Genomic DNA, 14,858 nt, shown 5'->3' with positions numbered 1-14,858 from the left:
AATACAAACTATACTTTTTGGTAATTTGCTAAATTGCTGAAAAGTATGGTAAAATTTAATTGAAAAGCTATACATATTATGTAGAGGGTAGGGTAGTATTAAAATGTATGAATATGATAAATTGATTTATTTAAAAGAGGAAAAGTGTGTTGGATGCAATAAATGTATAGTTAATTGCCCTGTGATAGGTGCTAACATCGCATATATAGTAGAAGGAAAAAACAAAGTAAAAATAAATGGAGAAAAATGTATACATTGTGGTGAGTGTATAAAGGTATGTGACCATTTTGCAAGAGACTTTAATGACGATACTGAAGATTTTTTTAATGACTTGTCATCGGGGAAAAAAATATCTTTAATAGTAGCACCTTCTATTAGAGTTAATATTGAAAATTATAAAAAGTTGTTTGGATATTTTAAATCCATAGGTATTAATTTTATATATGATGTTTCTTTGGGGGCGGATATAACTGTATGGGCATATTTAAAAGCTATAAAGGACAATAAATTATCTTCTATTATTGCACAACCCTGTTCAGCTATAGTTAATTATATAGAAAAGTATAATTCAAGGTTAATAGATTTTTTGGCGCCAATTCAAAGTCCAATGATATGTACTTCCATTTATATGAAAAAATATAGAAATATTGCTGATAATATTGCCTTTATATCACCCTGTATAGGAAAGTCAGATGAAATTCACCATAAAAATACTTTTGGGTATGTAAATTATAATGTGACTTTTAAAAAACTTTTGGAGTATCTAAATAAAAATCTTATAAATATAAATTCTTATAAAGAGTGTGATTTTGATGATATTAAATGTGAATTGGGATTCTTATTTAGCAGACCCGGGGGTTTAAAGGAAAATATCGAGGTCAGAGTTCAGGATACCTGGGTTCGTCAAATTGAAGGGGAACATTTTGCATATGATTATTTAAATGAGTATAAAGAGCGTGTTGTAAGAGGAGAACCAGTTCCCTTGATTGTAGATATTTTAAATTGTTCCAATGGATGTAATTTTGGAAGTGCCATTCCAGATGAAAATAAAATATCTGTTGATGATTGTGACAATGAATTCAATAACTTAAAAAAAATTAAACTTCAAAAAAATAATAGGTTATTTATAAAAAGAAATAAGGATGATCTTTTTAGTATATTTGATAAAACCCTGAAATTAGAAGATTTTATGAGGGTATATAATAAAAATCAAGTTGTATTTAATATAGAGGAACCAACGGAAATTCAATATAATGAAATATTTAAACGTTTAAATAAGTTTACTGAAACTCAGAGGAATATCAACTGTTCTTCCTGTGGCTATGGCACATGCAGGGATATGGCAAGGGCAATACATAATGGGTTAAATGTTTATTATAATTGTATTGATTATAATAAACAGGAAGTTAATAATGAGCAGCGGCTTTTAAATCTTAAAAGTGAGGAAATGAAGGTTCTGGAAGAATTAAATAAATTATCTGAGGAAAAGGTTAGAAATACTGAAGAATTAAGGAAAAGGGTTTCAGAAATAATACTTTCAGTTAAGGAAGTTACAAAGGGCAATGAAGAAAGTGCAGCGGCTATTTCTAATATATCAAATGATATAGAAGAGGTGTTAAATATAACTAATACTCTTAAAGATAGTATAGAGGAAATGGGAGATAAATTAAATAAATTTTCCAAAGCCTCAGAACAAATTGTAGATATTGCAAATCAGACCAATCTTTTAGCTTTAAATGCTGCTATTGAAGCTTCAAGATCTGGAGAAATGGGAAGGGGATTTTCTGTAGTTGCAGATGAAGTAAAAAAATTATCTTATGAGTCGAAAGATGTAGCTTCATCCACACAAAATGATCAAGCCGTGATGATTGAGCTTATAAAACAAATATATAAAGTATCAAAAGTTTTAAATACAAAAATGGAGAGTGTAAATAGTTCCATAAATGATATTTCTTCTGTTACTGAAGAAATATCTGCAAACAGTGAAGAAATTAGTGCAGCAGCTTCCAGTCTTTTAGTAGAAGAATAGTATTTATAAACCCTATATGGAATTTAATCTTATAGGGTTTTTATGATCAAATGGTTTTAGATTCAAGTGGGTTTGCATACAAGGAATACGTTTCTTTATATAAACATTAGGAAAACTTATTCAGGATTGGGGTATTGATAATAAAATTTTAATAATATAATAGTTGACAAAAATAGATTACAAGTGTAGTATGATAGTGGAGACTACAGTTGTAGTACGAAGGGAGGGGAAATGTTGAGGAAAACACCAAAAATATCTGATTCAGAGTGGGAGGTAATGAGAGTATTATGGAAAAAATCGCCCCTTACTTCTAGTGAAATAATTGAAATTTTAAAAGAATATATTTCATGGAATCCAAAGACCATTCATACTCTCATTAGTAGACTGGTAAAAAAGGATGCCATTGAAGTGAAAAAAAATACACCTTTTTATTTGTATTATCCTAAAGTATCCGAGGAGGAATGTAGAAAAACAGAGACAAAATCCTTTGTCAAGAAAGTTTATAATGGCTCAATTCATCTATTAATTTCTAATTTTATAAAAAATGAAAAATTATCAGATGAAGAAATAGAGGAATTGAGAAAAATACTAGATGAAAAAAACAGTAGAAGGAGATGATTTACATGAATCTTTCTTCTATATTTAAAATGATTATTTTATCATCTGTTATAGGAAGTGTAATTGCAATTATTATTCTTATGATAAAAGGAATGTTTAAAAAAAGGCTTAATGCTTTCTGGCAATATTATATATGGTTCCTGCTTATTATAAGATTAATTATACCCGCAGGGTTTGAAACTCCTTTAAGTAAATTCAATAATATAGAATTTGCTGCTGAAAAAATTCAGTCACATTCAAATTCATCTAAAACTACCAATGATTTGGAAAGTGTAAGTGAAATTAATTTACAAAATATCAGTGAAGTTTCAGGGTTAAAATTAAATGAAGAGGGCAGCTTAAAACAAACAGTACCTAAAGATTTTAACTATTATTTTAATATAGCCAGTATAATTTGGGTGTCAGGTGCTGTTTTTGCTTTTCTTATTATATTATTTATAAATTGTATATTTATATTTAAAGTATATAAACAGCCTTTTTGTGAGGATGAAGATACACTTAAGGTGTTGGAGGAATGTAAATCCATTATTAATATCTCAAGAGATATACCAATAATTTGTGATAGATATGTAAAGGTACCTTCTCTTTTTGGAAATGTAAAACCTAAAATTTTAATTAGTTCAGATTTTATACTTAGGCTTTCTGTTGAACAAAAAAGGTATATTTTTTTACATGAACTCTCCCATTTTAAAAGAAAAGATATTTTTATAAGCTGGATAATGTTGTTTTGCGGAATACTTAATTGGTTCAATCCTATAATATGGTTTTCTCTTCACAGAATGTGGGAGGATTGCGAATTAGCTTGTGATGATTATGTATTATCTCATTTAAAAGAGAAAGAACAAGGGGAGTACGGCAAGACAATTATCAATATGGCGAAGCTTGTATCGGATATAAAATATATTCCTGGAGCCACAGGGATAATTAAAGGAAATTCAAATATAAAGAGGAGGATAATTATGATAAAAAAATTCAAAAAAAGTCCATATAAATGGTCAATAGCTGTAATTTGTATTTTAATAGCCCTGTGCATAACTGGTATAACCAATGCACCTATTAAAGCTGCAGTGTTAAAAAATGAAGGAGAATTACTGCAAAAAGAACAAAGCAATATAGATTATGTAAATATAGTAAAGGGATTTTTACCTGCAAATTCACAAATTATAACTCCTAGTAATGCAAATGGCAAAACAACAGAAGAGGATAATATTTTGTTAAAAGATTTAGACAATGATGGTGAAAATGAAATTATAACTGCTTATAAATTATCTGGACAATCAGAGGAGCAAATGAATATATTAGTTCTCAAAAAAGCAGGAGAAAATTGGGTTAAGTCTTTAGATGAATCTGGACAGGGTTTTAAATTGGATTTAGCCTTAACTGCAGATATAAATGGAGATGGAAGAGAAGAAGTACTTTTAAGTAGAAGAATTGGGGGAACTGTAGGAGAGATTTTTGTGTATCAATGGAATAACAATGTGTTGAGTAAAGTTTCAGATGAGGGGTTATATTATTCTAAACTAGATATAGTAAATGTTCCGGGAAAAGATATAAAAGATATAGCTGTATGGCAGCATGATACTGGGGATGCTTACATGATAGATATCTTAAAGTGGAACGGAAAAACCTTTGTTCCAGAAAAAGTTGATTGTCCTGATTATTTTAAACAGTCGGTGGTACCTTATTATGAGCAAAAGGTAAAGGAAATGCCAGGAGCCGGCTTTTATTGGTACTATCTGGCAGAGGCACAATTAAAGTCAGGGGATAAAAAAGGAGCCCTGAAGTCTGCAGAAAAAGGATTAAAGTTAGATACAGGATATCCTCCAAAAGAATATTTTAATGAGATTAAGGAAAAGGCCTCTAAATAATTATCTATTAAATTTAATAACACTCTTTTATTATATAACAACTCTTTTTTATACTTTTAGCTTCCTTTTTTATGGATGCTGTTTTTTCGCCAATGGTCTCAATACTGGAGAAGTTTCCTATATTACCATAGATGCCTGCAATAGATATGGAGGGAAGTGTAAATATATCTTTATTTCCTTTCCTGTCTATATGCTTAATATATCCATTAGCTTTATCTTTTTCATTTAAAAAATCCAATATACCTGTATCGAATTTTTTAATAATATTTTCACATAATTGTAAACAGCTATCCAAAGAATTTTCTATTATAGAGAAGAAATCATCCCCTCCAATATGGCCTACAAAGTTGTTATAAGGAAATAAACTTCCTATTTCTGATCTTATGACCTCAGATGTAAATTTAATTACTTTATCTCCATTTTCAAATCCATAAGTATCGTTATAGACTTTGAAATTATCTAAATCAAAATATAAAATGCAGCATGTCTTATTAAAGGAAAGAATATCCCTAAGTTTATTTTCTATAATTGAATTACCAGGCAGTTCTGTTAAGGGATTAAGCTGTTTTGCATAATTATATTCTAGCATTGTAGTATAATTAAGGAGTGTTTTTATGGTAGCAATTCCGTAATATTTATTATTTTTAGTTACAATGATATAGTCATATATATTATCAATTTCTCGTTCCATGGCAATTTTAGAAACCTGGTTTACAGGGATATAGTAATCTACTATTATAGGATTGGAATCCATAACCAAAGTTATGGGGCGTTTGGAAAAAATAGCAGCACCATATTGAGTTGCAAACACTGAATCTAAAGAATGTTTCATTATAAGTCCCACAGGAAATGTATCATTTACAATGCATGCTCCTGTGATAGTATTGTTATTATGAAAATACTCTTTTATAATCCTACAAGTAGTATTTGTATTAAATGGTCTGTCTAAACGCGTAATCTTACCTATGTAATTATTTGAAGAAGAAATAAATCTGGCATTTTTCATTTTATGGCAAGATAAAATAGTATTTTTTACATAATCAGGTATATCTAAAAAAGCTCCTGCAGGCCGGCTGATAAAATATCCTTGTCCTGCATAAACTCCAAGATTAATCAACGTTTTAAGTTCTTCTCTATCCTCTATACCTTCGGCAATTAGTTTCATATTAGTCACTTCAGATAATCGTACAAAACATTCTATTAATGCTTGTTTAAAAGTGTCTTCGTGGATATTTCTAATTAAATCCATATCAATTTTTATATAATGTGGCTGTATTTCACTTAGCATTTTAAGACCTGAGTAACCAGAACCAGTATCATCAATGGCAATTTTGTATCCTTGCTCTATATAATTATTAAGTACAGCTCTGAAATTTTTATAATCTTCTATGGAAGTTTTTTCGGTTATTTCAAAAATTATTATTTCAGAAGACATATTATTTTTTGAAAGAAATTCTTTTGTAAATCCACGCTTGAATTTTTCATCTTTAAAAATGTATGGATCCACATTGATAAAGAGAAATTTGTCATCTGGAATATCCGATGCCCTTTCAATAGCTTTTGTCCTGCACAAAAGTTCTAACTCCCAGGTTCTATTATGAACTTTAGCAGCAGAAAATAATTTGTCAGGACTTTGCAATAAGGAATTCTCAGGACCACGACTTAATGCTTCATATCCAATAATACTTCCATCTGTTAAGGATGCAATGGGCTGATATACAGTAGAAATATCTGCATTTTCAATTATCTTTAATAGCTCATGAAATTCTTTATCATGGAGATTATTTGATGATTTACATGACATTATACATGCCCCCGAATTATTATATTATTAAAACAAAGTGAAAAATAAGTATATAAGATACTTATGACATAAGTATATCATGTATCGTTGGCGATGATGTAAATTATATGTTAAAATCTTTTAACATAATAAAAATGTAAAGTTATGAATAATTGTGTCGAAAAGTAATGTATTAAAAATTGAGTAATAAAAGACTGTAAAATAATTAATTTGAGGTGAAATAAAATTGATAAAAATTAAAAGTATTAGAACAAGAACTATTATAACTATTCTTCCTATTACAATAATAGTATTAATTATATTATCTGTATTAAGCTATTATACTGGAAGAAAAATTATAAGTCAGCAAATTGATAGAGAAATATCCTATAAAATAAATGAACTAAAATTATCGGTTAACAACAGAATTGCTTCCCACAGCAGAATTGCTGAAATTTTAGCAAGAACTGTTGAAGTTCCACCAAATACTGTGCCTGAAGATGAATATAAAAATTTGGTGCAAAAATATGCTGCAATTAATGAAGATACTTTTGGAGTAGGAGTATGGTTTGAACCTTACAAATATAAGGAAAATATAAAGCTTTTTGGTCCTTATGCATATAAAGATAATGGTAAAGTTGTATATACAGAAAATTATATGAATGATGATTATAACTATCCTTCTCAGGACTGGTATAAGGCAGGAAAAATCACAAAGAATAAAGTAAGCTGGACTCCTCCTTTTTATGATGATAATACCCAAATTACTATGGCGACTGCTTCAGCACCATTTTTTGATGGAAAGGGTAATTTTATTGGAGAAATTAGTGCGGATATTGATTTAACCAATTTAGAAAAAATGGTGGATGAAATTAAATTTGGTGAATCAGGAAAAGTTTTTCTGACCACAAGTGACGGATTATACATTGCTGGGGTAGACCGAAAAAAAGTGATGAAATCCAAGATAACAGATGATTCCAAGTTTTCGGATATTAGCAAAGATATACTAAGTGGCAAAAGTGGTAATGTTTCTTATATGGATGGTAGTGATAAAAGGATCATCTATTATACACCTATAACTTCAACAAATTGGGTATTGGGCATCACCGTCTCACAAAAAGAATTATATAGCCCCCTAAACAGCTTGGTGACTACACTTGTTCTGCTCAGCATACTTTTAATAATAATAATTACTGTTGTCATATTTTTTTACAGCAGCTATATTACGAAAAATATAAATCAGGTTACTAAATTAACCTCTAATATTTGTGATGGAGATTTGACCTATACCTTGAATGTTAATTCCCAAGATGAATTAGGCCATATGACTCAAGACTTAAATAAAATGTCGTCAAATTTGAAAACAACTTTTCATTCTATTATCCATAACCTTGATCACATTGTAGGCACATCTGAAGAATTGACTGCAAGTGCACAGCAGACTCAGACTGCTGCTGAACAGGTAGCTGTATCAATGCAGGAAGTATCCCAGCACATTGGATTACAAACTAAAGAGACGGGAGATATATCCAAATCAGTTGAGCAAATCCATGATGGTATAAAAAGTATAAAAGAAAATGTGAACCTGACAACTCAATTATCTTTTGATTCTACTAAAATAGCTCAAAAGGGTAGTGATATAATAAGTAATGTAATAGAGCAGATGGAGAATATAAGTTTACAAGTTTCTGAATCAACGCATATTGTGAATGCACTAGGTGAAAAATCTAGGGAAATAGATAGTATCATTACTATAATAAATAGTATATCTGAACAAACAAACCTTCTTGCTTTAAACGCTGCAATAGAAGCTGCGAGAGCAGGAGAACAGGGAAAAGGCTTTGCAGTTGTTGCTGAAGAAGTTAAAAAATTAGCTGAACAATCAGGGACTGCAGCGGGGAAAATTAATCATATTATAATGGAAATACAACAAGATATCACAAGTACAATTATAGCTATGAGTAAAGGAAATACATCAGTGGATACAGGAAAGGACATGGTAAATGAAGCTAGTAATTCATTTAAGAATATAGCAGGTTCTGTTAAAAATGTTTCAGAACAAATGGGACAAATAGAAGAGATTATTGGAGGGTTATATAGTCATTCTGACAATATGGTGAAGGGAATACAAAATACTTCTAATATTTCGACTAAATCTTCTAATTATGTTGAAAATGTAGCAGCAGCTTCAGAAGAACAGACTGCCCTTATGAAACAGGTGGCGGGTGCTGCCCAATCGTTGACACAAATAGTAGTAGAATTACAAAGTAGAATATCTGAATTTAAAGTTAGTTAATACATATAGATTATTATAAAAATAATGCTGCTGTTTCATATATCTTTAAAAAGTATTTGAACAGCAGCATTTATTTTTTAGTTAACAATTGATTTAGTTAATATAAAGCATTCTATAATTTTATATCCTGCTAAGCATAGTTACTCCAGCTATTGCCCCCCAATCTATTAGAGTAAGAGCTTGGGTTCCAAAGTAAGGATTTAAAAATGGTATGTATATAGTACCTAGTAACATAGCTATAGAAGAAGCAGCTGCAATACTAGTATACCTATTAGGCAGCGTTGATTTGTTTCTTCTACAATCATAAACATTAGCAAGCTGAGAACATACTAAACTGGAAAAGGCTAAAGTTCTTGCCCTATTTAATCCAGCACCTAATAGTATGGAACCTTCAAATATTGCGAAAGTGGTTAAACCTATTCCAACACCTCTTCTAATAATCTGTGATCCTAGTTTCCTATCAATTAATGGTTCATACCTTTTTATAGGTGGATTATCCATAACTTCTTCACTGGAAGGTTCTGTTGCCAGTGTAGAGCCTAGAATACTTTCTGAAATTACATTTATCCATAATATTTGTATGGATATAAGAGGCAAAATTCCTCCTACAGTTGAAGCTAATGCAATAGCTATTATTTCACCTATGCTGCCTGCCAATAAATATCTCATTGAATTTTTTATATTGTTATTTACAGTTCTTCCTTCTTCAATAGCGTTTACTATAGTACAAAAGTCATCATCAACAAGGGTTATAGATGCAACGTCTTTTGCCACATCACTTCCATTGCTTCCCATGGCTATACCTACATTGGCTTCTTTTATAGCTGGCGCATCATTTACTCCGTCACCGGCCATGGCAACCACATATCCAAAGCGCTTAAAAGCTTTTACAATTCTATGTTTTTGTTCCGGCGATGTTCTGGCAAAAATTTGTATTTTTTGAATTTTAGAATCTAGTTCTTCCTCAGTCATATTCTCCAGTTCATTTCCTGATATAACCAATCCGTCGGTTAATAGACCCAGTTCTCTCCCTATAGCAGATGCAGTATTTTTATGATCCCCTGTAATCATTACAACTTTAATACCTGCATTATGACATTTTTGTATGCACTTTTCAACACCTTCTTTAGGAGGATCTTCCATTCCTACCAGCCCCAGAAAGACAAAATTATTATCAATATCTTCAGAGGATCTATTACCTACTTTTTTGTATGCAAAAGCTAAAACTCTAAGAGCATTTTCACCCATTTCATCACATACAGATAATAATTTTTCTTTGTCCGTTGATGTTAGTAATCTTTCAACTCCATCGTCATATATTGTTTTGCATTTTTCTATAATGCAATCTAAAGAGCCTTTACAATATGCTATTTTTCCATCCGGGTTTTCCACCACTACTGTCATAAACCGTCTACAGCTATCAAAAGGAATTTCTTTTAGTCGTTGATTGGCTTCTCTTATTACATATTCATCTAAATCCAGCTTATGTGCAGCAGTTATTAGTGATCCTTCTGTTGGATCTCCTTCTATGATCCATTTATTTTCTTTATTTACTAAAGAAGCATTATTACAAACTACTCCTGCAGTTAACAATTTTTCTAAACTGGTCTTTTTTGTTGGATCACCTTCAATAAGATCAATTTCTCCTTTTGGACTATATCCTGAACCGGTTACGTCATATAAACATTTATCTGTATAAATTCTCTTTACTGTCATCTCATTCATGGTAAGTGTTCCTGTCTTATCACAGCAAATTACATTAGTGGAACCTAAAGTTTCTATTGAATTTAACCTTCTTACAATTGCATTGTGCTTGCTCATTCTCTGTACTCCCAGGGCCATTGAAACAGTTACAATAGCTGGAAGACTTTCAGGCAATGCTCCCATGGAGAAGCTTACGGCCATGGTTAATACTTGAGCTAGACTTATGCCTGCCAGCAGTGCTCCAAAACCGATAACAGCACAGGAAATTAAACATACCTTAGTTAATTTTGTAGTAAAATTTTGTATTTTCAATTGAAGAGGAGTAGCCTCCGACTTTATGTTCTGAAGCATTGCTTCAATTTTCCCAATTTCAGTATTCATTCCTGTAGCTACTACAACTGCTTTTCCTCTTCCACATATTACATCGGTGCCCATAAATAACATATTATATCTGTTTCCTAGTTCAGTATATTTGTTACAGGCATCTATGGACTTAACTACAGCAGTGGATTCGCCAGTTAGTGAAGCTTCTGTAGTTTTTAAATCATTACATTCAATTATTCTGGCATCAGCGGGAATTTTGTCTCCTGCTTCCAATAAGATAACATCACCAGGTACTAGATGTTTAGCATTTATATAGATTTCTTTACCATTTCTGAGCACCTTAGTTTTATGTACAAGCATATCTTTTAAAGAATATAGAGATTTTTCTGCCTTATATTGCTGGGCTGTTCCAAGTATGGTTTCTATAAGTACTATACCAAGTACAGCTATGGCATCAGGTATTTGGCCTAAAAAAAGTGAAATAGCACTAATACCTAAAAATAACTTTACTGAAAATTCATTTAAATTTTTTATAAATTTAGATATTAAAGAACTTTTCTTTTTCTCTGATAGGACATTTAACCCTAATTCTTTAATCTTTTCTTTTGCAGTTTTATTGGTTAAACCAGATTGAAAATTTGTTTTAAGTATATTCTCTATCTGGCTTTTATCCATGGTATGCCATGTTGTTAGGCCGTCAACTGGTGCATTTTTGCTAAGTGGGGGAGTTCTAATATCGTCAAAGGCAATAGACTCTGACATTTCCTCATGAGTTCTATTGATTTTAATTACATTAGAGTTACATTTTATTTTTGACTTTCTTATATAGATGTTAATTTGGCTTTCTATGTAGCTTTCTGATACTATGTTTTCATCAAATATTATAAGTACTTTGCCTGTTATGGGATTGGCTTTTGCTTCAGCTACTCCTTCAATAGACATAATGAAATTAGTTATTTTTTTTGACATGTTTTCATTTCTGTATACATATTTGATAGGCATTCTTATTCTTTTATATAAAATGTAGTCATTTAATTTTTTGATATTTGGCCTATTGTTAAACATATAAAACACTCTCCCATCATCTTTATTTGAAATTAATCTAATATATCTAAATAAGTTTCCCCAATATTCTGCCAGCTATTCCTTAATATTTTTAAATTTATTTAACATGGATTTTATATTGCTTTTACCTTGTTAGCGTAAAATGAAAATCAATAATCGAACTCCACCTGAATCTAAAAGAATCACTTGATATGAAATTATTGAAATAAAAGGAGATAATTATGATAGATTCAAGTATTTATTTTAAATATTATGTAAGTGAATTTGAAAAAACTTATATTTCGTTAATAGAAAAAGAATTAGACATTTTTTTTTCTAAATGCTTAAAATCAGTTAAAACTTATTCAGTGATTATAGCTAGTAAGCCCTTAGTACATAATAAAGAGATGTTTCAGCAAATGGTATTATCTCCTGAAACAATTAAAAATTTTTCAGAAAATATAATATTAAAAATTAATGAGCAATTTAAGAATAATATGAATGGTATATGTGTAAATTATGAATGTATGAATTCATTTGATTTCAATAAGTTCGGTAATTTTCTTGAAAATACTATTAAGAATTTTACAACTACTCAAATAGTGACAAAAGTCAGTGAAAAAATTATGGATTTTACAATCTCATGTATGTTTGATGCATTATTTTCTGACATAGTGATAAATAATTTATGTGAAAAAATAATTTCCGGTAAAAAAATATTGCATAACAATAATCTTCAAAATCAAATAAAGAGACATCAGGGATTAATCTACAAGCAAATAGAAGGATTTTTAATTAATACAAAAGTAAATTTAAGAAATCAGTTAATTAAAGTATTTATTACATCCATAAACAGTATTGAGAATATGGAAGAATTAGTTTCAATTGCATAATTAAATTGTAAAGAGCCTTTGGCAGTAGTCAAAGGCTTCTTTGTGAATGTCATAAAAATGATAAGAAAATTAACGTTATATCTAATTCATCCTTTTTGTCCTATTCTTTTTATTTCTGCTCATCTCTATTCCTCCAAGAACTATATGTGCTAATCCAAAACCAACTGCTCCAGCAGCAACCAACGGTACTATTTCCATAGCTGTTAAAGCAGCTCCAGTAGCTGTAACTGCTGTTCCAAGGAAGGTTGGGATTGCTCCTCTGCGAACTTTCATATTAAATTCCTCCACACTAATTATTTTAAATTTTATATTATATATAATGCCATTCATTATATTAATTTATGCCTAAAATATTTTATAAAATCATGAATTATTACAGATATATTCTATGGTTAAAATTACCTTGTTCGGGTATAGAAAAAGAAGATCCGAGCATAATAAAATGTATATAATTTAAGGAGGTTGTAATCAAATGGATAATAATGGAACACACTCCATGGAAGGAAAAAATAGTTCAACAGAAAAAATTGAAGAGCTGCAGAAAAGAATGCAGCAGGAACTTGTTGATTTACAGCAAAGGTATAGTAAAATAAACGGGAAAGTAGAAGAGCTGCAAAATGATAAGCTGGATGTAAAAAATAGTATTAAAATTATGAACGATAATTTTAGCCATATGAGTAAAAATGTTGAAAATATATTATCAAAGCTTGATAATATTAATATAAAGGATAAAAATTCAAATGATGATCATATTGAAGATGACAGAATTGATATTTCAATGAAAAAAATAATATTTAATCCTTTAAGGAAACTGGCGGTGGGAACTATAGCTTCAATTCTTGCAGTAACAGACAAAGTAACTGAACTAACCTGTGGAGCTAAAGAAGGATTAGAGGATATAGTAGCGGAGGTACAGTATCAACGCAGAAAAAAACACATGGCTAATATGGATGAACCTGAAAGTGTAAAATGATCAATTTAAATTATAACAGGATAAAAATTGTATCCTCTCTACCGGGAAGGCTTAGAGCTAATATATCTAATCTCTTTAGAAATGATAAAATAGCGTTTAATATAAAAATTATACTAATCAGATCAAAGGGTATATTTTCTGTTAAACCAAGTAAAGTAACTGGAAATGTCCTTATTAATTATGATACTGCCTGTATATCCGAAAATGAAATTATAATTATTTTAGACGGATGTTTGAATATTAAAAATAAATTAAAGATTGCTGGAAATGTAAATAATGATTCATTATGTAAAATAATATTCCACACATTAAATCCTCTATCATTGTTTGGAAAAAAACGGGCTAAAGAAATATATAGAAATGAATATATAAGTTCTAAGAAAATAATAAATATTTCACTAATTATGTCGGGTATTACGTTTTTAGTCACTAATAGTATATATAAAGCTTTTTCGGTGCTTATTTTAGGCTATCCAGGTATTTTATTTTCTATAGCTTTAGTTTCATGTTATTATGCATCATCCAAACTAAAATATGATGGTATATATTTTAAAGATTATCATTCTTTTTATTTAATAAAGGATGTAAATACTTTATTGATAGATAGCAGTTTATTTTTAAATAAGTTTCATAAGTACGATAAATTATTATCACATCTAGACAGAATGGATTTTGAGAAACTTATAATATTAAATCAATTAGAGAATCCTGTTTCTAATAGAATGAAATCAATTATAGAAAATATACGCTTGTTAGGAATTAACAACATATCCATAATCGGAAATTGTAAAAATGTTGTTATAAGCTATATTAGTTATTATTTGGGGATAGGTATATTAGATTATGAGGTTTTGAAATATAATGCTAACTATGGTTTTAATAATAAAACAAAAGAAAAAGGAGCTTTTTTGGTTACAAATAAATTTTTAGAGGAGTTTGAGGAATATTTATATCATGATCTGGTTATATGTGTATATAAGAATTATGCTGCTATGATAGATATGTTAAAAGGCAATATTAATCTTGAATATAATCATATGTATAAATTACCTTTAATAATAGAACTAAGTCATTTTTGTAGTGAAATAGATATTCAAACTAAAAATGTTGCTGTAACACTGAATATAATCGGAATGTTATTATCAATTATGGATTATTTAAATCCATTAAAATCCATAATATTTTATAGTTTTAATACTCTGATTTCAATTTTAACTTTAAAATTTAGATTGAAACTCTATAATATTGAAAAAAAACAATAATTTGTCATATATAAAGCACAAGTTATATTTTTATAAATTAATATACTAAAATATTGTTCACAAG

Annotated in this window: 10 protein-coding genes; 7 read left to right on the top strand and 3 right to left on the bottom strand. The window is 29.5% G+C overall.

The features are described 5' to 3' along the window. Nucleotides 1-103 precede the first annotated feature (103 nt). The 3 genes from BS101_RS12420 to BS101_RS12410 all read left to right on the top strand — a co-directional run bounded on the left by BS101_RS12420 (nt 104) and on the right by BS101_RS12410 (nt 4,515). The gene (locus BS101_RS12420) at nt 104-2,029 is read left to right on the top strand and encodes a [Fe-Fe] hydrogenase large subunit C-terminal domain-containing protein (RefSeq protein ID WP_073539111.1); all 1,926 of its coding nucleotides are present in this window, start codon (nt 104-106) and stop codon (nt 2,027-2,029) included. A 231-nt stretch (nt 2,030-2,260) separates the two neighbouring features. After that, complete coding sequence (locus BS101_RS12415; RefSeq protein WP_073539110.1) at nt 2,261-2,647, top strand: BlaI/MecI/CopY family transcriptional regulator; 387 nt, start codon at nt 2,261-2,263, stop codon at nt 2,645-2,647. Nucleotides 2,648-2,676: 29 nt separating this feature from the next. After that, the gene (locus BS101_RS12410; RefSeq protein WP_242951252.1) at nt 2,677-4,515 is read left to right on the top strand and encodes a M56 family metallopeptidase; all 1,839 of its coding nucleotides are present in this window, start codon (nt 2,677-2,679) and stop codon (nt 4,513-4,515) included. A gap of 13 nt (nt 4,516-4,528) precedes the next feature. Here BS101_RS12410 and BS101_RS12405 read toward each other — a convergent pair whose 3' ends face one another. After that, on the bottom strand, nt 4,529-6,319 hold the full coding sequence (locus BS101_RS12405) for a GGDEF domain-containing protein (RefSeq protein WP_073539108.1): 1,791 nt from the start codon (nt 6,317-6,319) through the stop codon (nt 4,529-4,531). Between the two features lie 226 nt (nt 6,320-6,545). On the opposite strand from BS101_RS12405, the gene BS101_RS12400 reads away from it, so the two are divergent. Then, a complete protein-coding gene (locus BS101_RS12400; RefSeq protein ID WP_073539107.1) occupies nt 6,546-8,594 on the top strand; it encodes a methyl-accepting chemotaxis protein in 2,049 nt (682 codons plus the stop codon). A 120-nt stretch (nt 8,595-8,714) separates the two neighbouring features. On the opposite strand, the gene BS101_RS12395 is transcribed toward BS101_RS12400, so the two are convergent. Beyond that, a complete protein-coding gene (locus BS101_RS12395; protein ID WP_073539106.1) occupies nt 8,715-11,687 on the bottom strand; it encodes an HAD-IC family P-type ATPase in 2,973 nt (990 codons plus the stop codon). Nucleotides 11,688-11,908: 221 nt separating this feature from the next. Between BS101_RS12395 and BS101_RS12390 the strand changes: the two genes are divergently transcribed. Then, nucleotides 11,909-12,559: a hypothetical protein gene (locus BS101_RS12390; RefSeq protein ID WP_073539105.1), complete on the top strand. Its 651-nt coding sequence runs from the start codon at nt 11,909-11,911 to the stop codon at nt 12,557-12,559. Nucleotides 12,560-12,640: 81 nt separating this feature from the next. On the opposite strand, the gene BS101_RS12385 is transcribed toward BS101_RS12390, so the two are convergent. Next, nucleotides 12,641-12,832 carry an asparagine synthase gene (locus BS101_RS12385; RefSeq protein WP_073539104.1) on the bottom strand — a complete coding sequence of 64 codons (192 nt, stop codon included), beginning with the start codon at nt 12,830-12,832 and terminating at the stop codon, nt 12,641-12,643. A 199-nt stretch (nt 12,833-13,031) separates the two neighbouring features. Here BS101_RS12385 and BS101_RS12380 point away from each other — a divergent pair, with 199 nt between their 5' ends. Then, complete coding sequence (locus BS101_RS12380; RefSeq protein ID WP_073539103.1) at nt 13,032-13,532, top strand: hypothetical protein; 501 nt, start codon at nt 13,032-13,034, stop codon at nt 13,530-13,532. After that, entirely contained in the window at nt 13,529-14,794 is a 1,266-nt protein-coding gene (locus BS101_RS12375) for an HMA2 domain-containing protein (protein ID WP_242951251.1), read from the top strand. The genes BS101_RS12380 and BS101_RS12375 overlap by 4 nt, the downstream gene beginning before the upstream one ends. Nucleotides 14,795-14,858: the final 64 nt, after the last annotated feature.

Source organism: Clostridium kluyveri, from assembly GCF_001902295.1.
In the GTDB taxonomy this organism is placed as follows: domain Bacteria; phylum Bacillota; class Clostridia; order Clostridiales; family Clostridiaceae; genus Clostridium_B; species Clostridium_B kluyveri_B.
The sequence above is the reverse complement of the archived record's forward strand: the minus strand, read 5'-3'. Positions and strand labels throughout refer to the sequence as shown.